The organism is uncultured Endozoicomonas sp., from assembly GCF_947495845.1.
Classification (GTDB): Bacteria; Pseudomonadota; Gammaproteobacteria; order Pseudomonadales; family Endozoicomonadaceae; genus Endozoicomonas.
Genome location: NZ_CANMAO010000012.1, coordinates 53,602 through 75,042, shown reverse-complemented (window position 1 = coordinate 75,042; position 21,441 = coordinate 53,602). Strand labels below are relative to the sequence as shown.

The 21,441-nt window shown below is 47.0% G+C and carries 19 protein-coding genes; 7 read left to right on the top strand and 12 right to left on the bottom strand.

Annotated features, from left to right (window positions below):
- Positions 1-32: 32 nt before the first annotated feature.
- The gene (locus Q1B11_RS10095; RefSeq protein WP_299731605.1) at positions 33-683 is read left to right on the top strand and encodes a hypothetical protein; all 651 of its coding nucleotides are present in this window, start codon (positions 33-35) and stop codon (positions 681-683) included.
- Between the two features lie 17 nt (positions 684-700).
- Here the strand turns inward: Q1B11_RS10095 and Q1B11_RS10090 are convergent, their stop codons facing one another.
- Together Q1B11_RS10090 and prlC are read right to left on the bottom strand one after the other, a co-directional pair.
- Positions 701-964 carry a YheV family putative zinc ribbon protein gene (locus Q1B11_RS10090; RefSeq protein WP_299731602.1) on the bottom strand — a complete coding sequence of 88 codons (264 nt, stop codon included), beginning with the start codon at positions 962-964 and terminating at the stop codon, positions 701-703.
- 90 nt (positions 965-1,054) lie between these two features.
- Complete coding sequence (prlC, locus tag Q1B11_RS10085; RefSeq protein WP_299731599.1) at positions 1,055-3,100, bottom strand: oligopeptidase A; 2,046 nt, start codon at positions 3,098-3,100, stop codon at positions 1,055-1,057.
- 111 nt (positions 3,101-3,211) lie between these two features.
- On the opposite strand from prlC, the gene Q1B11_RS10080 reads away from it, so the two are divergent.
- From Q1B11_RS10080 to Q1B11_RS10070, 3 genes are all read left to right on the top strand, one after another.
- On the top strand, positions 3,212-3,745 hold the full coding sequence (locus Q1B11_RS10080) for a gamma carbonic anhydrase family protein (RefSeq protein WP_299731596.1): 534 nt from the start codon (positions 3,212-3,214) through the stop codon (positions 3,743-3,745).
- 124 nt (positions 3,746-3,869) lie between these two features.
- Positions 3,870-4,208 carry a hypothetical protein gene (locus Q1B11_RS10075; RefSeq protein ID WP_299731594.1) on the top strand — a complete coding sequence of 113 codons (339 nt, stop codon included), beginning with the start codon at positions 3,870-3,872 and terminating at the stop codon, positions 4,206-4,208.
- 85 nt (positions 4,209-4,293) lie between these two features.
- Positions 4,294-4,887 carry a YhgN family NAAT transporter gene (locus Q1B11_RS10070; protein WP_067582114.1) on the top strand — a complete coding sequence of 198 codons (594 nt, stop codon included), beginning with the start codon at positions 4,294-4,296 and terminating at the stop codon, positions 4,885-4,887.
- 147 nt (positions 4,888-5,034) lie between these two features.
- On the opposite strand, the gene mnmG is transcribed toward Q1B11_RS10070, so the two are convergent.
- Positions 5,035-6,915: a tRNA uridine-5-carboxymethylaminomethyl(34) synthesis enzyme MnmG gene (mnmG, locus tag Q1B11_RS10065; protein WP_299731591.1), complete on the bottom strand. Its 1,881-nt coding sequence runs from the start codon at positions 6,913-6,915 to the stop codon at positions 5,035-5,037.
- A 198-nt stretch (positions 6,916-7,113) separates the two neighbouring features.
- A complete protein-coding gene (msrB, locus tag Q1B11_RS10060; RefSeq protein WP_299731588.1) occupies positions 7,114-8,244 on the bottom strand; it encodes a peptide-methionine (R)-S-oxide reductase MsrB in 1,131 nt (376 codons plus the stop codon).
- Between the two features lie 658 nt (positions 8,245-8,902).
- On the opposite strand from msrB, the gene Q1B11_RS10055 reads away from it, so the two are divergent.
- Genes Q1B11_RS10055 through Q1B11_RS10045 form a run of 3 tightly spaced genes read left to right on the top strand, consistent with a single transcriptional unit; the run spans position 8,903 to position 12,783 of the window.
- Entirely contained in the window at positions 8,903-9,913 is a 1,011-nt protein-coding gene (locus Q1B11_RS10055) for a Fe(3+) ABC transporter substrate-binding protein (RefSeq protein WP_299731585.1), read from the top strand.
- Between the two features lie 18 nt (positions 9,914-9,931).
- Complete coding sequence (locus tag Q1B11_RS10050) at positions 9,932-11,569, top strand: iron ABC transporter permease (protein ID WP_299731582.1); 1,638 nt, start codon at positions 9,932-9,934, stop codon at positions 11,567-11,569.
- Positions 11,566-12,783 (top strand): ABC transporter ATP-binding protein, encoded by a 1,218-nt coding sequence (locus Q1B11_RS10045; RefSeq protein WP_299731579.1) that lies wholly within the window; start codon positions 11,566-11,568, stop codon positions 12,781-12,783. Before Q1B11_RS10050 ends, Q1B11_RS10045 begins: the two co-directional genes overlap by 4 nt.
- On the opposite strand, the gene Q1B11_RS10040 is transcribed toward Q1B11_RS10045, so the two are convergent.
- The 8 genes from Q1B11_RS10040 to rpmH form a co-directional block, all read right to left on the bottom strand.
- The gene (locus Q1B11_RS10040) at positions 12,707-14,413 is read right to left on the bottom strand and encodes a phospho-sugar mutase (RefSeq protein ID WP_299731576.1); all 1,707 of its coding nucleotides are present in this window, start codon (positions 14,411-14,413) and stop codon (positions 12,707-12,709) included. The two genes, Q1B11_RS10045 and Q1B11_RS10040, sit on opposite strands and share 77 nt — an antisense overlap.
- A gap of 91 nt (positions 14,414-14,504) precedes the next feature.
- The gene (gene mnmE / locus Q1B11_RS10035; protein ID WP_299731573.1) at positions 14,505-15,881 is read right to left on the bottom strand and encodes a tRNA uridine-5-carboxymethylaminomethyl(34) synthesis GTPase MnmE; all 1,377 of its coding nucleotides are present in this window, start codon (positions 15,879-15,881) and stop codon (positions 14,505-14,507) included.
- Between the two features lie 55 nt (positions 15,882-15,936).
- Positions 15,937-18,438 (bottom strand): hypothetical protein, encoded by a 2,502-nt coding sequence (locus tag Q1B11_RS10030; RefSeq protein WP_299731570.1) that lies wholly within the window; start codon positions 18,436-18,438, stop codon positions 15,937-15,939.
- Between the two features lie 192 nt (positions 18,439-18,630).
- On the bottom strand, positions 18,631-20,298 hold the full coding sequence (gene yidC, locus Q1B11_RS10025; RefSeq protein WP_299731567.1) for a membrane protein insertase YidC: 1,668 nt from the start codon (positions 20,296-20,298) through the stop codon (positions 18,631-18,633).
- The gene (gene yidD, locus Q1B11_RS10020) at positions 20,274-20,582 is read right to left on the bottom strand and encodes a membrane protein insertion efficiency factor YidD (protein WP_366139452.1); all 309 of its coding nucleotides are present in this window, start codon (positions 20,580-20,582) and stop codon (positions 20,274-20,276) included. The genes yidC and yidD overlap by 25 nt, the downstream gene beginning before the upstream one ends.
- A complete protein-coding gene (locus Q1B11_RS10015) occupies positions 20,551-20,790 on the bottom strand; it encodes a hypothetical protein (protein ID WP_299731731.1) in 240 nt (79 codons plus the stop codon). The genes yidD and Q1B11_RS10015 overlap by 32 nt, the downstream gene beginning before the upstream one ends.
- A gap of 89 nt (positions 20,791-20,879) precedes the next feature.
- Entirely contained in the window at positions 20,880-21,251 is a 372-nt protein-coding gene (rnpA, locus tag Q1B11_RS10010; RefSeq protein ID WP_299731561.1) for a ribonuclease P protein component, read from the bottom strand.
- A 32-nt stretch (positions 21,252-21,283) separates the two neighbouring features.
- Positions 21,284-21,418 carry a 50S ribosomal protein L34 gene (gene rpmH, locus Q1B11_RS10005; protein WP_067515830.1) on the bottom strand — a complete coding sequence of 45 codons (135 nt, stop codon included), beginning with the start codon at positions 21,416-21,418 and terminating at the stop codon, positions 21,284-21,286.
- Positions 21,419-21,441: the final 23 nt, after the last annotated feature.

Here is a 21,441-nt window from a genome sequence, read left to right as displayed (position 1 = left end):
TATGACAGGCTAGTGGAAGGCAGGAGGCAACTATGGATGTTCAGGCAATCCGCGACTTAATCAGTCAGGCTAAGCTACTTGAGTCCCAGAATAAGCATCTTTGTAAACTGATCGATGATCAGATAGAACAACTCCACCATACGATTGAACTCCCCGATCAAAACGCCTGTGAGACGCTTCTACTCTTCACGATAGACTACATCGATCATGTTCCTGATTTTCTGGAAGCACTCGAGTCATCGTCAAAAGAAGCGGGAATCGGCCATTTCATTTGCCCTTTTCTGGATATTGCTGAAGAAAACTTCCTGGCTCCAGCCATTCAGGGGGATCCAATCAATGGTCTGGATTTACTTCTCGATAAAGCCTATTTTGCGCACCGCCTCATTGAAGAGGTAAATGATCAGTACCTGATGAAAACAGGTTCAACTCTTATTCCTATGAACATGACCTGGGCAAACCTGATTATTCATTCCATTCTCGGTGAAAACTTCGCAAATGAGCTGGACATCATTGTGGATAAAACCGTTGAACAGATGATGAAGTCTCAGTCCATTTACCATCAGGAAAAGTTTATGGAGTTTATTCACAACCGCAGTTCTGAGGAGTGGATCCGGATATGGTCGCGCTGGAACTGCCTATCCAACAATTTGGGTATTGAACTGAAATTTACCTCTGCAGCCTGAGCTGCAGCGTTCTGACATTAATGCTTAGAGCCTGATGGTGAAGAGGCATCAACAAATCGAATAACATCTGTGTGCTCTTCCAGAGCTTTCTCTTCCCGAGTGATTCGCGCTTCTGGTAGGTCACCTTCCAAAGCAGGCGACACGTCCATCACGTCGCTGTAATCACACTCAACACATTCACGATAGTCCCGTTGAGTTTCACTTCGAAACATCCGTATAGAGTCCATGGCACCACAGGAAGGACAAACTGCGCCCGCAATAAATCGTTTTGTTTTCATCATTGTACTTCCTATCTGAGGCTCCAGCTTTACACAGCAGCTACTTAAATAGAGTAGTTACTGTGTAAACATTGCTGCAGTCTAAGCGATCATTCAGGCTGTCTCAATGCTGCTCTCAATGCCAGAGTGCCGAAGCAGGGCATCAATCTGCGGCTCGCGGCCCCGGAAGTTCACAAACAACTCCATAGGTTCAGCAGACCCACCTTTCTCAAGGACTTCATGGAGGAAGGATTCCCCGGTCTGGCGGTTAAAAATACCTTCTTCTTCAAACTTGGAGAAAGCATCCGCAGACAACACTTCAGCCCACTTATAGCTGTAATAACCCGCGGCGTAACCACCGGCAAAGATATGACTGAAGCTGTTCTGAAAACGATTAAACGCCGGCGGCATGACGACCGCTACCTGTTGACGAACATCATCCAGAACGGTCTGAACATTCAGATCATCACGGTATTCTTTGTGCAGTTTGAAATCGAACAGAGAGAACTCCAGCTGGCGCACCATCATCATGGCAGACTGGAAGTTTTTCGCGGCTAACAGTTTTTGCAGCTTGTCTTCTGGTAATGGTTCACCGGTTTCAAAGTGACCAGAAATTAAGGCGAGACCTTCTTTTTCCCAACACCAGTTCTCCATAAACTGGCTTGGTAGTTCAACCGCATCCCACGCGACGCCACTGATGCCAGAAGCGGAAGGGTAATCCACTTTTGTCAGCATATGGTGCAAACCATGACCAAACTCGTGGAAAAGGGTCACGACTTCATCGTGGGTCAGCAGTGCTGGGTTATCGCCAACCGGCGGGGTAAAGTTACAGGTCAGGTAAGCAACGGGCAATTGAACCTTGCCATCACGCTGCCAGCGGGAACGACAAACATCCATCCATGCACCGCCACGCTTGTGCTCTCTTGCATAGAGATCGAGATAGAAACGTCCGATAATTTCGCCATCACGGGTGATATTGAAGAAACGAACATCTTTGTGCCAGGTATCCACACCTTCAACACTTTCGAACTCAATACCGTAGAGTCGATTCACCACGGCAAACATGCCAGAAATGGATTTTTCAGCTGGGAACCATGGGCGAAGTTCTTCCTGAGAAATGGCATAACGTTGCTGACGCAGTTTTTCACCGTAGTAACCAATATCCCAGGCTTGCAGATCGTCAGCACCGAACTCGGCTTTGGCATAGGCTTTCAATTCAGCCAGCTCTTTCTCTGCCTGAGGTTTGCTTTTCGCTGCAAGGTCTTCCAGAAATTCGATGACCTTTTCTGGAGACTCCGCCATTTTTGTGGCCAGAGAATATTCAGCGTAACCACTAAAACCTAATAGGTTGGCCAGCTCATAACGAAGCTTCAGAATTTGTTTGATATTGTCAGTATTATCAAACTGACCAGCACTCGGCCCTTGATCTGAAGCGCGCGTGGAAAATGCGGTGTACACCTCTTTGCGCAATTCACGGTTATCGCAGTATGTCATCACCGGGAAATAACTGGGGAAGTCCAGCGTCAGCATCCAGCCTTCTTTTTCTTTTGCCTGCGCCAGTTGTTTTGCACCGGCTAAAGCCGACTCTGGCAGGCCAGCCAGCTCTGATTCATCGGTAATCAGCTTGCTCCAGGCCATCGTGGCATCCAGCACATTATCGGAGAACTTGCTGGTTAGTTCTGATAATTGTTTCTTAATGTCGCCAAAACGCTGTTTTTTATCGTCGTCAAGAGCGACTCCAGCCAGCCTGAAATCTCGTAGATTATCATTGATGATTTTCTGTTGCGCTTTATCCAGAGAGTTGAATTCAGCGGAGTCTTTCAGCGATTGATAGGCTTCAAATAACTGACGGTTTTGTCCTAAACGGGTCGAATACTCAGACAGCAGCGGAAGACAACTGTTGTACGCTTCCCGCAGAGCTTCACTGTTTACCACTGCGTTCATATGCCCGACTGGAGACCATGCCTGACCAAGGCGGTCGTCCAGTTGGTCAATGGGTTCCTGAAGCGTTGCCCAACCTTTATTGGTTTCTGATGCCAGAAGCATTGAAATCGCTTTTTCGTTGTCATGAATAATGCTTTCGATGGCTGGCTTTACATGCTCAGGAAGAAGTTTGGAGAAAAGGGGAAGTTCACTGGATTCCAATAATGGATTTTTCATAGACAACTCTCTGTAAGATGGTAATTTTTGTATCTGTATAGTTGCTATAAATGGGTTCCCGATCAGGGAATTCAAGCAAATACCGTATTTACTTCTTTTGAGACCCTATTAATGAGCCAGGCCATACGTTCTTATAATCATAAAATGCCAGTTATTGGTAAGCGGGTCTATATCGATAACAGCGCTGAAGTTATTGGTGATGTATCCATCGGGGATGATAGCTCCGTGTGGCCAACAGCCGTTATTCGCGGCGATATGCACTCAATTACCATTGGTGCCCGTACCAGTATCCAGGATGGCTCCGTGCTTCATATCACCCACTCCAGTGATTACAACCCGGAAGGCTACCCGCTGACCATTGGAAATGATGTGACAGTGGGTCATAAAGCCGTTTTGCATGGCTGCACCATTCACGATCGCTGCCTGATTGGCATTGGGTCGATAATTTTAGATGGCGCCGTGATAGAGGAAGAGGTGATTGTCGGAGCAGGTAGCCTGGTTCCGCCGGGAAAGCGCCTTGAAAGCGGTTTTGTCTATAAAGGCAATCCTGCTGCCAAGTCTCGCCCTATTTCAGAAAAAGAGAAGACTTTCTTTCAGTACAGTGCTGCTAATTATGTGAAACTTAAAGACTCTTTTATTGATTAAAAACTAGAAATAAAACATTGAGATTCAATAACTTATACATAGACGCTACTTAAGTCTCAGTGAACTTCGTTCTATGACTGACTACGGTTTATGTTATGGAACCGTTTTAGAAAGGGAGTTTGATATGTCTGCACCAGGAGTTAGCTTATCGGGTTTTAGTACTGCTATAAAACAGCAGTCTCATGGGATTGATAGTGCTGAAGACAATCCATTAGCGCAGCAGCATGAGCACGCTGATGAAGTCAGAGATAAGAGTGAAATGGCTCTATACGAAGACATTAATGATGCCAGGCTTGCTAAGATCGCCGCAAAATCCATTCTCGAGGCCAGCTCACCTGTTAGTTTGGACTTTGAGTCTACCGGTGATTTTGGTTCATCAGAGCAAAGTCCCCTGCAAAAAAGTCAGGATCCGGTACAGATTAATAAACTGGCGTCCATACTCGTTGGCAAGAACGTTATTTAACGCCAACATACAACCAGCACCCTTCTTTGGGTGCTGGTTGTATGTTATAAGCCTTTCTTATTCAACATGAACCAGCCGCCACATCATGGATATTTATTCAACTGTTATTTTGCTTTTCCTGATCATGGATCCACTTGGAAATATGCCGGTCTTTATTTCCATTCTAAAAAGTGTGCCAGAAGAAAGGCGCTTCAAAGTACTGATCAGAGAACTCTTGATTGCTTTGCTGATCCTGCTTTTGTTCCTCTTCGCCGGTAAATATCTATTACTGTCCCTGAACCTCAAGCAGGAATCCGTCAGTATTGCCGGGGCTATTATTCTATTCATCATCGCTATTCGAATGATTTTTCCGTCCAGTCGTGGTGGTGGGATTATGGGAAGCACCCCTGAAGGTGAGCCCTTTATCGTGCCTCTGGCGATTCCCCTGATTGCAGGCCCCTCCATTCTGGCGGCACTGATGTTGGTTTCGAGCCAAAATCCCGGGCACCAGCTTGATCTTTCTCTGGCTGTATTTATCGCTTGGGCCATAAGTGCGGCGATTTTAATGTGTTCCGGAAAACTCATGAAGCTTCTTGGCGGCAGAGGGATTTTCGCTATTGAACGGTTAATGGGAATGGTTCTAGTTATGCTTTCTGTTCAAATGTTTATGGATGGTATTGCGAAATATCTTACTCATTAAATAAAGAAAGGCCATTAATTTGATTGCGTTTTGGTATTTAAATCCAGAAATAGCATTTAAAAGACAACAATAAAAATATAAATATAAATCTGAGAACTTCTCGTAAGAGTAGGGAGCAAAAAACATCTCCCTACCCATTAACAAAAATCACGCCGCCATTGAACGTTTCTTCATGTAAACCAGCAACAACGAAACGGCCGCAGGTGTCATTCCCTGAATTCGAGAAGCTCGACCTAACGTCTCTGGTCGTGTTTCACTCAGCTTCTGCTTCAGCTCGTTAGAAAGCCCTTCGATCTTTGTGTAATCCATGGCGTCAGGAATGCGGGTATTTTCATAACGTCGCATTCTGTCTATTTCTTCCGTCTGGCGATCAATATAGCCCTGATACTTGGTCTGGATTTCCACTTGCTCCGCTACTTGCTCATGGCTCTCTGCTTCACCCACAAGTCCGGAAACATCTTCATAAGTCAGTTCTGGCCGACGAAGCAGTTCCAACAGGCTGTATTCACGGCTTATTGGCTTACTGAGCTTGTTTTCCAGTTTTTTGGCTGCTTCGCTACCCGGGTGGACAAAAGAGGCTCTGAGACGCTCAGATTCCTTCTCAATGCGCTCTTTCTTTTCAGTGAATGCTGCCCAACGCTTATCATCAACCAGACCAAATTCACGGCCTTTTTCGGTGAGACGAAGGTCGGCATTGTCTTCACGAAGGATCAGACGATACTCCGCACGACTGGTAAACATACGATAGGGTTCGCTGGTGCCGTTGGTGATCAGATCATCCACCAGCACGCCAATGTACGCTTCGTCACGGCGAGGGCACCAGGCTTCTTTTTCCTGAGCGCGCAGTGCTGCGTTCATTCCGGCCAGCAAACCTTGAGCTGCCGCTTCTTCGTAACCGGTGGTTCCGTTTATCTGACCAGCAAAGAACAAACCGCCAATGCTTTTCGTTTCCAGCGAGTATTTCAAACCACGAGGGTCAAAATAATCATACTCAATGGCATAACCTGGTCGTGTAATGTGCGCATTTTCCAAACCACGAATGGATTGAATTAAATTGATCTGCACATCAAATGGCAAACTGGTGGAGATGCCATTTGGGTAGAGTTCGTTTGTGGATAACCCTTCTGGCTCCAGAAACACCTGATGGGAGTTCTTATCCGCAAACCGGGTAATTTTGTCTTCAATGGATGGGCAGTAACGTGGTCCAACCCCTTCGATAACACCGGTAAACATTGGCGAACGATCAAGCCCGCCACGAATAATGTCATGGGTTTGCTCATTGGTGTGGGTGATATAGCAGGACACCTGCTCAGGATGCTGTTCAACAGATCCCATGTAAGACATCACCGGCAATGGCGTATCGCCTGCCTGTTCTTCCATTACCGAGAAATCCACGCTTCGGGCATCTATGCGCGCAGGGGTTCCCGTTTTGAGACGCTGAACATCCAGCGGCAATTCTCTTAACCGGTTAGCCAGGGCAATGGAAGGTGGATCGCCGGCGCGGCCACCGCTGTGGTTTTCTAAGCCAATATGGATACGGCCGCCAAGGAAAGTGCCTGCTGTCAGTACCACGTTAGGCGCCAGGAAACGCACCCCCATGTTGGTGACAACACCACGAACCTCGTTAGTGTTGTCATCCATCACCAGATCATCTGCAGACTGTTGGAAAATCCAGAGATTTTCCTGATTTTCCAGAATGTTGCGTATGGCCGCTTTATACAGCGCACGATCAGCCTGAGCCCGGGTTGCACGAACCGCCGGCCCTTTACGGGCATTAAGAATTCTGAACTGGATACCTGCGAGATCTGTGGCTATCGCCATAGCCCCGCCCAGAGCATCCACCTCTTTCACCAGATGACTTTTACCAATCCCGCCAATGGCCGGATTACAGGACATCATCCCCAGAGTTTCGATGTTATGGGTCAGTAATAGCGTTTTCACGCCCATACGCGCTGAAGCCAACGCGGCTTCAGTACCGGCATGACCACCACCGATAACAATCACATCAAATTGATTTGGGAAATCCACTGCCAACGTCGGTCACCTGTGAGTTAAAAGGGTAAAGGCTGGCAATTATACACAGGAAAAATCACTCTGTGACCCTGTGATCACTACGGTTGATTAGAATAACGACTCGGACAGTCCCCTCATAGAACCGCCCTCTATCGGTAGTGCAAGTACTGACCACCGTATTGATACGATCGTTGGTAAATTTTTGTTTTGTATTTACTGCTCGAACAAGTAGAGATACGCGCCATATCCCTCTTTTTCCATATCCGCCTTGGGTACAAAACGCATGGCAGCGGAGTTCATACAATAGCGCAGCCCGGTTGGGTCTGGGCCATCATCAAATACATGACCAAGATGAGAGTCCCCGTATTTACTGCGAACTTCCGTTCTCGGGAAAATCAGTTTGAAGTCGGTCTGCTCGGTCACAAAGGCATCGTTGATCGGTTTAGAAAAACTTGGCCATCCTGTACCGGATTTGTATTTATCCGTAGACGAAAACAGAGGTTCTCCCGTTACGATATCCACATAAATACCTTCAGCCTTGTTGTCCCAGTATTCATTCTGAAAGGCCTTCTCGGTGCCGTCTTCCTGAGTGACATAGTATTGCTGCTCTGTGAGTTGTTTGCGGATCACTTCGTCAGAGGGTTTGGTATAGGTCTTTTCAGTCGCTTGTTTACTGCGGGCATCGATCATCTCCCTCAGCGTTACCGAATTTTCTTTTCGATCAGAGCCGAAAATTCCATCCAGATATTTATCCCGGCCAGAGGCGTAGCGGTAATAGGTATAGCGAACTTTATTTCGCTGGTAATAATCCTGATGGTAATCCTCTGCAGGCCAGAATTTTTTGAATGGAATCAACTCAGTCTTCAACGGCTTTTTAAAGACGCCCAACGCTTCAATCTCTTCCATAAAGCTTTGCGCTACCAGCTTCTGTTCTTCACTCCGAAAGAAGATGGCCGGTCGATACTGTGGCCCCCGGTCAACAAAAGAGCCTTTATCATCCGTTGGGTCAATATGTCGAAAGAACTGATCCAGTACCTGCTCATAGCTCACAACAGCTGGATCATAAACGACATTGATAACTTCAATATGTCCTGACTTTCCTGAAGACACCTGATCATAAGACGGGTTTTCCAGCTGCCCACCAGAGTAACCCGAGACCACATCAATAACGCCATTCAGTTTCTCCAGATCCGACTCAGTACACCAGAAGCAGCCACCGGCCAGAGTGGCGATTTCTGTCGTAGCCGCTTTGGTTTCTGAAGCGTTATCCGCATAACTGAAGATGGATGTTGCCAACAGCAAGAGAGCTGCCAGTCTGGCCACCAGTTTTGAACTTGTTTTCATAAGCACCCCGCATTAACGCTTAAGTTATCTTTGCTATTAAACGGATTGATTCTTTAAACGTTACAAGCGTTCCTACGAAAATCACATAATTTTTACACCAACCTTTCAGGGTTTTAATGGTGTAACAGAGGGTGTGCTTTTTCCTGAATCCCTTTACCCCGCCTGAAACCTTCCAATGAACATCTGCATTTCGAATACAGTCCCCTTCAAGTTTCGGCCTGAATTACAGTAATAACAGCGATAGCTGTTTTCTAGTGTTTTTTATATTAGATATAATTATTAGTGTTGATAAAATCTGTGCAAAACCTCAAAAAAACCTTTAAAAACAATTAAATACATATTGAACAACCCTGTTCTTTTCATGGTAAGAAGCTCTACTTATCATGTAGGCAGGCTGTGGATAAATCAGGTCTTATCCACAGCCTCAACTTATTAAGAACTTCCTCCATACCTTGTTAATAGTTTGTATGTGTTGATGTCCACATTTCCAGATTCACTATTTTAAGTATGCTGGAGACCAATAAACTCAAGTCTTTCAAAGGAAGTAGTCTTTCCTGTGAACTGAATACTATCCACAGGAATAAAAGACAGGGGGTTGTTAGATAAGAAAATTTAAGTACAATCCGCAAACGATAATAATTATTGTTTGCAGGTGCACATGAAAAAGCTTCTCTCTATTGCCTCCGCCGTTGCTCTCTCTTGCTCGCCTCTGATTGCTCAGGCGGCAGAAGAGGTTAACGTTTACTCCTACCGTCAGCCTTTCCTCATCGAGCCGATGCTGAAAAAGTTCGAAGAAGAGAACGACGTTAAGGTGAACGTGGTGTTTGCAAAGAAAGGTCTGGAAGAGCGCATCCAGAGAGAAGGAAAGTTCAGCCCCGCCGATGTGGTTTTGACTTCCGACATGATCAGCCTGTTTGATCTGGTAGACCGCAAGTTGGTTCAGCCCGTTGAGAGCAACGTTATTGATGAGAATATTCCAGCTAACCTGAGAGACCCGGATCACCAGTGGTACTCACTCACCAAGCGCGTACGCAATATCTACAGCTCCAAGCGCAGTGATCAGCCGGTTGATATCAATTATGAAGATCTGGCCAGTGCTCAATATAAAGGCAAAATCTGTACCCGCAGCGGTAAGCATCCATACAACCTTGGTCTTGTCGCTTCCATGGTTGCTCATAAAGGCGAAGCTGAAACCAAGCAGTGGCTGGAAGGTGTAAAAGCCAACTTGGCTCGTCGCCCACAGGGTAATGATCGTGCTCAGGTAAAAGCGATCAAAGAAGGGGTTTGTGATGTGTCCCTGGGGAACAGCTATTACTTTGGCAAGATGATGCAGCGAGATGATCAGAAAGCCTGGGCAGATGCCGTTTATCTGAACTTCCCTAATCAGAAAACCGATGGTTCGCACATCAATATCAGTGGCATGGTAATGGCCAAATATGCGCCGAACAAAGCAAATGCACAGAAGCTGATGGAATATCTGTCCAGCGAAGAAGCTCAATCCATCTACGCGAAAGACAATATGGAATACCCGGTAAATCCAAAAGTCGCCGTATCTGAAACCGTTGCGTCCTGGGGAGAATTCAAAGCGGATCCATTACCGATTGCAGACATTGCCGCCAACCGTACCACGGCTCAGCGTCTTCTGGATGAGGTGAAGTTCGATCTATAATGGCTGATTTTTGATTATATGAATCATCAGTTACCTTTCTACTGGAGGGCTGGCAGTTGGCTGCTAGCCCTTTTGTTGTTTTCGCCTGTCGTCGCTTTGGTGGTGGAAGCGCTTGCGCCATCCGGTGAGCTTTTTGACCACCTCTGGAACACGGTACTCCCCACCTACATTATTAACAGCATTCTGCTGATTCTTGGTGTCAGCATCCTTGGCGCCATTCTTGCCATTCCCGCGGCCTGGGTTATGGCAAATACCAATCTACCGGGTAAAGCACAGTTGCAGTGGCTCTTGATTTTGCCGCTGGCGATGCCCTCTTATGTTATTGCTTTTATTTATACGGACTTACTGGAGTTTGCTGGCCCGGTTCAACAGTTGTTACGAACGATCACAGGCTGGGAATCCGCTGCCGACTATTATTTTCCTGAAATCCGCAGCCTTGGTGGCGCCATTGTTATTCTTGCCCTGGTGCTCTATCCCTACCTTTATTTATTGGCGAGAACCGCTTTTCTGGAGCAATCACAAAGTCAGGTGTTGGCCAGTCGACTGCTTGGGTGCTCTCCGCTAAACAGTTTCTTTCGTGTTTCACTGCCGATGGCAAGACCAGCCATTATTACTGGTCTTGCGTTGATGGGGATGGAAGCCTTAGGTGATTTCGCCACTGTCAGTTATTTCTCCGTTCCCACCCTCACAACCGCGGTATACGACACTTGGCTTGGGTATGGCAGCCTGAATGCTGCCGCGAAAATTTCTGCCATGATGTTATTGGTGGTGATGTTGCTGATCAGTACAGAAAAATACAGCCGTCGCCGTTTACAGCTGTATCAGAAAAATACCGGACAAGAGCAAAAAGAACACATTGCATTAACCGGCAAAACCAAATGGCTGGCTCTGGGCTGGTGCTGGATGCTGGTTATTCTTGGTTTTCTATTGCCATCCCTGATTCTGGTGAACTACCTGATTCGCTATTTCGAGTCATCCTGGAACGCCGAGCTTTTTCAGTACGGTCTTAATAGTCTTATGGTTTCTGGTTCTGCAGCCGCTGTCGCTTGTTTTGTTGCGTTATTTTTGTGTATTTATCAGCGCCTGAAGAACGATACATTTGCAAAAATCCCAGGGCGTCTGGTATCCACAGGTTATGCATTACCGGGCAATGTGCTGGCTATTGGTGTGCTGATTCCTCTGGCGCTGACAGATAATTGGATTAATGAATTACTGATTCAGTGGGGGCTATCACCGGTTGGCTTAATCTTCAGCGGCTCGGCGCTCACTATTATTTTTGCCTATGTGGTTCGCTTTTCCGCTGTTGCTGTCGGTAGTGTGGAATCCAGCCTTGGCCGAGTGTCTCCTTCTCTGGATATGGCCAGCCGAACTCTTGGCTGTCATCCACAGGGCATGGTTAAGCGCATTCATATTCCGCTGATTAGAAAAGGCTTGCTGGCGGGTTTGTTGCTGGTCTTTATCGAAAGTATGAAAGAGCTGCCGGCAACCCTTTTGTTGAGACCTTTTAATTTTGAAACACTGGCTACGTGGGTATTCCAATACGTATCAGATGAACAACTTGAGTATGCGGCACCTGCCGCACTAGTGTTGGTTCTGGTAGGATTAGTGCCCCTGATAATGCTCAATCGATCACTGGAAAGGCAAGAGCAGTCATGAGTTTGAACGCTTTAGAAATCACTGACCTTGCCTGCTCTTATAACAGTCAGCGCAAGAAGCCAAAAGACGCATTAAGAAGCAGCGATCTGGTGTTGTCAGATTTAAACGTAGCCATTGAAGATGGTGAAATTGTCTGCTTGCTGGGCAGAAGCGGCTGCGGTAAGTCCACTTTATTGAAAGCCATTGCCGGCATTATTCAACCTGTTGCCGGCACCATCAATATTCATGACCATGAAGTCAGTTCAGCCCGAAAAGTGACGCCTCCGGAACAGCGGGGCATTGGCATGATTTTTCAGGATTATGCCCTGTTTCCTCATCTGACTGTTTTTGAAAACATTGCTTTTGGCCTCAGCAAATCCGATTCGACAACGGTAAAACACCGCGTTCGGGAAATGCTTGAACTGGTTAATCTGTTCAATCTTGAAAAGCGTTACCCCCATGAGTTGTCCGGTGGTCAGCAACAGCGTGTAGCTATTGCCCGGGCGCTGGCCAACAAACCCTCCATTCTGTTATTAGATGAGCCTTTTTCTAATATCGACAGCCAGGTTCGCCAGCACCTGATTCGTGAGATTCGAGATATTTTAAAACAGCAGAAAGTCGCTGGCCTGTTTGTTACCCACAGCCGAGAAGAGGGTTTTGCCTTTGCGGACAAAGTCGCAGTGATGGGGCAGGGAAGAATTATGCAGTATGGAACGGCATCCGACGTTTATCATCATCCGGATAACCGATTTATTGCTGACTTTATGGGCGCAGGTAATGTGTTACCCGTGTCGATAAAAGATGAGTATCACGTCGAAACACCCATTGGTCTGTTGAAATCTACACGACCACTATCAACGAATTCACCGGCCAGCCTGGAGTTATTTGTCAGGCCACAGATGGTTGAAATTAAACCTGTGCACAACACAGACAAAAGTTATCCACAGGCAACTGTCTCCCGCCAGCAATTCATGGGAAAAACCATACGCAGTGAGATTCAGTTGGATTGCTGTCAGGGTAAATATCAGCTGGTGGCAGAACATTCATCACTGGGTGCTGAAGGTTCCATGGTGTTCAGTGAAGGGGCGCCAGCTCATGTGAATATTATTCCTCACGAGCTGGTGTTGTTTGATGCGGATGGTCAGGCGCTCACAATCACTACACCAGCGACGCCTGATGGGCTTCAATCAAATGATGCATGTGCGCATCTGCCCGTTGTTGAACCTGCTCCATAGCATCGTCCGCGTCAAAGGGTTCAACCACTTCGTAATAACATTTCAATTTTGGCTCGGTACCGGATGGCCTGACCACCACTCGGTTGCCGGATTCAAGGTGATAAATCAGCACATCACTCACGGGTAACTGAATCACTTCTTCACGACCATCGGCGTGCTTTCTTCTTGAAGATTTGAAATCCTCAATAATCATCACCTTTTGTCCGGCAATCATTTCAGGCTGTGCAGATCGTAATGTGTCACCAATCGGTGGCGCGGCTGGATCAAGAGCAATGCTGCGCTGAGCGTTCAGGTGCAGACCGTGTTTTCTGTATAGGGTTTCCAATTGATCCCAAACGGTTTTCCCCTGGCTATTTAACTCAGCAGTTAATTGCGCAAAAGCAACAAGGGCAGAAAGACCGTCTTTATCCCACACCTGACTGCCAATGGTGTAGCCAAGGGCTTCTTCATAGGCAAACAGAAACTGTCGTTCACTGGTTTCCATGGACATCGCCACATTCGTCAGCCATTTAAAGCCCGTCAATGTCTGGAAGTATTCAGCGCCCATGCTGCTGGCAATTTTTCCCAATAAGCTGGAAGAAACAATGGTGCAACCAACCAGCTTATTTTTAGCTCCAGCCAATCGCAGCAGGTAATCGCCAAACAGAGCACCTACCTGATCACCGGTTAGCATTTGATAACTGTCGTCCGGTTTGCGAACGGCCACCGCAAAACGATCAGCGTCCGGATCATTGGCACAGGCCAGCACAGCGTTATGGGCTTTGGCTTCTGCCATCACCATATCCATTGCGCCAGGTTCTTCCGGGTTGGGAAAGTTAACGGTTGGGAATGTGCCGTCAGGCTCTCTCTGCGCGGCTACACTGAATACTTGATTAAACCCATTGTCTTGCAATAGGTCTTCAGCCATCTCAGCACCTACGCCGTGCATGGCGGTGTAGGCAAGGCTAATGTCATTTGGCTTAGTGCGATTATTCAGTAGCGGGCTTTGCCCGATCGTTTTGCGATACGTTTCGTAATAATCCTTTCCAAGCCATACCAGCAGGCCTTCTTGTTCCGCTTGATTCAGATCTTTCAAGTTAAGCTCTGCTTCAGCGGCCTTATCTATTTCCCTGGCAATACCTGAATCATGAGGCGGAATAATCTGAGCACCGTTACTCCAATAAACCTTAAAACCATTGTATTGAGGTGGATTATGACTGGCGGTGACGACAACACCGGCAGCCGTTTTCAGATGGTTAATACCAAAAGCCACCAATGGTGTTGCTGCTACTTTTTCTGTGAGATAAACCTTGATGCCCAAAGCGGTGAGCACGCCCGCGGTATCATGGGCAAACTGTCGTGAATCCGGACGACCGTCGTAGCCGATAATCACACCTTTTTTAGATGTATTTTCTATTTGATCAAGCAGGTAACGCCCCAAACCTGTAGCGGTCTCCTGAATAACCAAACGGTTCATCCGGTTTGAACCTGCGCCAACAACGCCTCGCAGGCCTGCTGTGCCAAACTCAAGCCGCCCGGTAAATCGACTGCTTAGCTCCTTTTCATTATTCGAATCTATCAGCGTTTGAAGCTCTTTACGGGTGGCCGGATCAGGGTCCCGTGACAACCACTTCGATACGTATTCGTTCATGAAGGAGCTCCTATGACAATCGTAGTGATGAGTGATAAGCAGAAAAAAGACTAAACAGTCGACACCTGTATTTTAACAGGTTTGTTGAACGTCACTTCCCAATACAGAAAGACGAGAAAATTCTGCCAAGCAAATCATCGCTGGTAAAAGTACCGGTGATTTCACCAAGCACTTTTTGTGCAAGTCGCAGATCCTCAGCCAATAATTCGCCGGCGCCCATATGCTCCAGCTGTTGTCTACCATTCTCGATGTACTCGCCTGCCTTACGCAGTGCTTCCAAATGACGGCGGCGCGCGGAGAAATTACTTTCCATTGCGCCTTCAAACCCCATGCAGGCTTTCAGGTGCTCGCGCAGAGCATCAACCCCCTGATGATTATTTGCGCAGATTCTCAATACCGGGACACCATTCTCTTTCGCTAATCCGGGCTGCTCTCCGGTGAGATCAATTTTATTGCGTATAACGGTGAGCTTTTCCTGAATAGGCAGGCGATCTGCAAACTCCGGCCAGATGTCGTGAGCATCTGTTGCGCTGGTTGAAGAACCATCCACCATCAGTAATACACGGTCCGCTTCTTCTATGGCTTTGAATGCTCGCTCCACTCCAATCTGTTCCACCAGATCATCGGTTTCACGGAGCCCGGCGGTATCAATCACATGCAGCGGCATGCCATCGATATGGATTTGTTCTTTCAAAACATCCCGGGTGGTTCCGGCGATGTCGGTAACGATGGCTGTTTCCCGACCGGCGAGCACGTTCATCAAACTGGATTTACCGGCGTTTGGGCGACCAGCAATAACGACCGTCATTCCGTCACGCAGAATGGCGCCTTGACTCGCTTCACGAATCACATCTTGAAGCTGCTGAGTAATGCTTTGCAACTCACCGGTGACTTTACCATCGTTGAGGAAATCAATTTCTTCTTCCGGAAAATCAATAGCGGCTTCGACATAGATTCTCAATTCAATCAACGATTCAACCAGCCCATTAACTCGATTTGAAAACACACCCTGCAAAGAGCGCAACGCCGAACGGGCAGCTTGCTCGGACGTGCTCTCGATCAGGTCAGCAATGGCTTCTGCCTGAGCAAGATCAAGCTTGTCGTTCAGGAATGCTCTTTCTGAGAACTCACCAGGATTGGCCTGCCGAATCCCCAGAGACATGATCCGCTTTTGAAGCATATCCAGAATGACCGGACCGCCATGCCCTTGAAGCTCAAGCACATCTTCGCCGGTAAAGGAGTTCGGGTTTGGGAAGTAAAGGGCAATGCCTTCATCCAGAATCACATCATCTTTATCATGAAATGGACAGTAGTGAGCAAAGCGGGGTTTTGGTTCCAGTTTCAGCACTTCTCTGGCAACTCGTAAAGCATCCGGTCCGGATACCCTAATAATGCCAACACCACCGCGCCCCGGCGCAGTGGCCTGGGCAACAATTGTATCCTGGTGTAAATTGCTGAGATCAGACATATCAAGCCATCAGTTACTGCGTAGTTGATGGCATAGTCTATGAAGGATTGGCGATCTAGTACACAGAAACCGCACCGATTGGTAACTTCAATTCGGCATTGCTTCTTAGCTGATTAATGTCGTTATTCAAAAATGCGCCTGGGTTCAGATCATAAAGGTCATTCATTAATTCCGGCCAGCTCTCATACTGTGGATAATCCTGATGCAGTTGAATGGCGACCATGCTGATGGTGTACCCCTTAGGAACGACATAGAACACTTCTTTGAGTAGCTCTTGCTCACTGACAGTCCAGTGCCCCTGAGTTTTATTGATACTTTGGTTTTCCCTGGATGATGCCTTTCGCGTCCTGGCATCGATTTCCAGTTGATGCATAGCCTTATCCAGATCGTGTACTTTGTCGCTGGGGACAGGAAGAATCAGCACTGTACCTGCAGGTATATATTTCTGATTACGCTCTGATAGTACGCCAGGGTTCATACGAATTAATTCATCAGCCATCACTCGCAAACTGCTGATATGGGGATACTTGTCCAATAGCTTGTAAGAAATCAAACTTAGATTGTCACCATCGGTGACCCTGTAAGTTCTATGACGACCAGCACTTTTGTTGACCGGTGCTGAGAGTATTTTTTTAACGGCTCGCTTAGCTTCTACATTCAATGGCTTAGGCGCTTTGTTCGTATACCCGGGTAGTTCCATCACCTCAGCTTCGATTTCAATATTTCCAGCGGCCGGTAAAGAAAGTACGGCACCCGCAATTAATAGACTTGGATCGCTATTAATAAACGCCTCAGGGTTCATCGCGACCAACTGTTTTGCTATCGCCTGCCAACTTCCATACTCCGGATGCTCTTTTGCCAGTTTCATGGCGATCCTGCTAACGCTCTCACCGTAAGCAACCTGATGATAAATACTCTTCGTTCTGATGGGCTTCGATGTAACTTGATCTTTTGCCACAGGTACCAGGGATGGCAAACGGTTTTGTGCGATACCTAGTTGTTGAGGTAATGATTCCTTCTTTACCTTAACCACCCGTTTTTTATTGGCTGGCAGAGTCAGTACCGTACCCGCCATAAGCCTGTTGATATCTTTACCTGCGAATGCATTTGGATTTAGTTTTACTATTCCCCTCATTATTTCAACGGCAGAACCGCCATTTTTTCTGGCCAACTTAATGGCAATTGCACTTAATGAATCCCCCGGAAGAACTTTGTAATGACTATCTGATATCAGCCCTAACACAGTCTGCGACATTGCCAGAGCTTTTTGTCGCTGCTCTTTTGATGGAAGCCGAAGTTGGATATCTGCTTTTAACCGATTGATATCATCATTAATAAACTCACCTGGATTCAGTGCCACAAGGTGTGCCATCAGATTTTTCCAATGACCATACTCTGAATATCGTGACGATAGCTTAAATGCAATCTCACTAAGAGTCTCACTTTTCGCAACCCGGTAATCCATTGAACTGCCATCAATATGAGACTTCTTAAAGATGACCGGTTTTTTAACACTTGCAGTGAATTGAACCGTTGCTCTGCCATCAGTCTTAATAGGCTCATCAAGCGCATTTAATGCACTTATGGACGATGCACGAGCAATAGATTGCTTATTAACTCTGGGCTTTGCCTCTGAGCTTCCTCCACCTCTTACGATCAATCTCTTTTGTTTACTTCTATCGCTTTGTACTTCCGGCAGCATCAAAACAGCATTTTCACGTAGTCGGTTTTTATCTCCATTGATAAACGCAGTTGGGTTCATCGACACCAAGTGATTCATCAGTGACTGCCAGTTCTTATGTTCTGGATACCGAGGCAACAGTTCCATGGAAATTTTGCTGATACTAGCGCCTGACAACACCCTATTTTTACTGGATAGAGAACTATCCATATGTTTCGCAATCGATTTTACTGGTCTGGGTATTGATGCAGCGATAATTGGCTTTGGCACATCATAATTACTTCTAGCAACCTTTTTAATAGATGCTGCTGAAGGTTTTTTGTAATGAGTATTCTGACTTAACTGTTTACCTTTACTCGAAAAATTGGTCGCTTTGGAGCCGCTATCACGGTATGAAAAATCCTGCTTGGATTGCATTATCGGTGCTGAGCTTGAAGCCACTCTTAATACTGAACTCTCAACCTGGTTTTTTGCAAACCCCTGATAACCCGGGCGCATTTCCAGATCATAGACTCCGTATATTTTTTGCAGGCCGGCATAGAGTTTTACAACCAGAGGCAGAGTACCAGATACAATAGGGCGCATCGATTTAACACGAATGATGTGTTTACCGCCAGCAACCTTGAGCACATTAAATCGAAGGCTGGATAGCTGATTGCTATACTCGACATCATGACGATAGAAGTCAGTGATTGACCCAAGCTTGGCCTTCAATTTTTTATTCTTCAGCTCATCCGGTAGAGCATCAATCGCTATCACACCATTGAAATAGTTGTCTTGTGCATGGTTCAAGACAATATTTCCCAGCTTTGGGCTGGCCATTAAGCTTCCTGCAACACTGCTGGCAATAGCAGTTCCTATCAATTTTTTGAGCATGATTCTGGTCTTTTTCTGGTTAGCCCATCAATGGAAATTCCGAATTACTCTCTGGTTATCGGTATAGGGGAAGGCAACTGTAGAAACGCCGAAAAAGACGACAGAAGATGGATTAATTAGAAAGGGAAATAGCAGAAGAGAAAAGATGAAGAAAGCAAAGCAGCCTTGCGCTGCTTTGCTCTAAAAGAGAGGTTAACCCTCTCTTTCGATCTTCTTGGTAATGAAGTACTGCTGAATAATCGACAACGTGTTGTTCGTCACCCAGTACAGTACCAGACCAGCTGGGAAGAACAGGAAGAAGAAGGTAAAGATGACAGGCATCATCTTCATCACTTTTGCCTGAACAGGGTCTGGAGGTGTCGGGTTCAACATCTGCTGAATAAACATGGATGCACCCATGATCAGCGGCAGAATAAAGTACGGATCCATCTGGGACAGATCGTGAATCCAGCCCAACCATGGAGCCTGCCGTAATTCAACGGATTCCAGCAGCGTCCAGTACAACGCAATAAATACCGGCATCTGAACAAGAATTGGCAGACAGCCACCCATTGGGTTGACCTTCTCCTTCTTGTACAGCTCCATCATCGCCTGCGACATCTTCTGACGATCGTCACCAAACTGTTCTTTCAGTTCTGCCAGCTTAGGTCCAAGCTTTCGCATTTTCGCCATGGAACGAAAACTGGTTGCGTTCAATGGATAGAAAATACCTTTCACCAGTACCGTCAGCAGAATGATGGACCAACCCCAGTTACCCACAATGGAATGAATCCATTTCAGAATGGCAAACAACGGCTGAGCCAGGAACCAGAGCATGCCGTAGTCGACGGTCAGTTCAAGACCATCCGCATGGGTTTTCAGGATGTCCTGATTCTTTGGACCAACATACAACGTCGCACCGGTTTCTACCGTCTCACCAGGTTGTGCTGTGAGGGCGTTATCAAAGAAACCAACAAAGTTATAACCTTCTTTGTTTTGCTTGGCATAGTACTTATGGTCTGCATCCTGGTCTGGAATCCACGCACTGACAAAGTAGTGCTGCAGCATGGCCGCATAACCACCTTTCACGGTTTCGTTAAACGGTTTATCCGCGGAATCGTCAAATGCCAGCTTCTTGTAAGGCTCTTCACTGGAATGCACCGCAGCGCCCAGGAAGGTGTTCATTGGCGCTTTGGAGTTCAACTGGCTTGGATCTTCAGAGTTATCGCGTTTTAGCTGAGCGTAAAACTGATCTTTCCACACCTTGTTGCTGTTGTTGGTGATCTTATAATCCACAGACACATCATAGCGATCACGGTAGAAGGTGAAGCTTTTGGTGATGTTAACGCCGTCAGTATTTTTATAGAGATCAACCGTCAGAGCATCCTGACCATTTTCCATGGTGTAGCTGGATTGCTTAACCTGATAGATTCCGCGCTGATTATCAGCGTTGGGGCCATCGGATTTTGCCAGCGCACTCTGGGCAGTAAATACACAGGTTTGCTCACCCAGACAGTCAGGACTGTTTACCAGCAACTGGAACGGTACCGATGTTTCACCATCTTCTGGTAACCAGGCTGGGTATTCAGGCAGACTCAGACTGATAATATCACCACCGGCCGGATCGATCAGGGCGTCAATGGTGTCGGTCTTCACACTGATCAGATCAGTAGAAGGCTTGGAAGCACCCGTAGTATTAGTAGAAGGAATTGCATTGTCACTGGACAGTGACGGCATATCGGAGCCAGCGAGCGTGCTGGAAACGGATTGGGTCACGGCGGTCGATTTCGACGTACCGGGATAATCTGCGTTCCACTGCTGCAGTGTTAAAACACCGACGACAGCAATGGCACCAATCAGGAGTGTTCTTTGGAAATCCATGAGTTCCGGGCCACACATTCAGATGAGTGAATATGATTGTCTGAGTGATTCCGATGTTCACCAGAATCTTTTTCCGGTACCGGGTCAAATCCTCCTGGATGCCAGGGGTGACACCTCAGTAGCCGGAGCAAGGTCAGCTTGCTGCCAGTCAGAAAACCATGACGATTTAGGGCTTCCAGGCCATAGGCGGAACATGAGGGGTAAAAGCGGCATCGACTGGGCAGCAGTGGACTGATGGCATAACGATAGACTTTAATTAAGCCCACCAATAGCTCCCTTGGGATGCTTGCCAATCTGACCATACAGATGCCTTATTCGATCAATACTTTCTGAGACACTTCTTGAGAAATCTCCTAAGAAACAACCTGAGAAAGCTTGCTTTAATTCACTGCCCTGAGGCGGCTTACCCACAAACAATGAATCACGATGAATCCGTATTGTCTGTTGATGCACGTCTTTCAGACCTAGTTGAGCCAAACAGGATGTGTTCATTAGTTAAAACATGCGTTAAAACCACGAATACCCTGTTGCGGTGCTCTGGCCTGTCATCCAGACAGGTCGGATACCAACGGAGGTGAACGTCAGGCTTGCTGCTGCCTCTCACTCCGTTTGCGCTTTAGTCGCTGCCACTGCTTGTTAAGCAGTTGGTTTTGCTCGCTGTCCGTCAGTTCGTGAAAACCCCGGCGGACTAAAACGACAATATCCAGGTCACCTATTTCATCCTGTTTGAGACGAAAGGTTTCCCGGATATGGCGCTTGGCCCGGTTTCGGCCAACAGCGGTACGAATATTTTTCTTGGCAACCACCAACCCCAGTCTTGCCTGACCCAGCACATTGGCTTTTGCCAGTATCAACAGTTGTTGGCTGGATACCTTAATATCCGTTGTATCAAATACCTGTTTGAAATCAGCCGAGCTACATAGCCGTTTATCACGGCTAAACGATTGACCCATGCTGACGCTCTTTACAGAGCCGCAGGCGTCAATCACGCAGACAGACGCTTACGTCCTTTAGCACGACGGCGATTGATAAGTGCACGGCCGCTCTTGGTAGCCATACGCGCACGGAAGCCATGAGTACGTTTACGCTTCAGGTTGCTTGGCTGGAAAGTTCTTTTCATCGGGTTATCTCGTCTTTATGGAC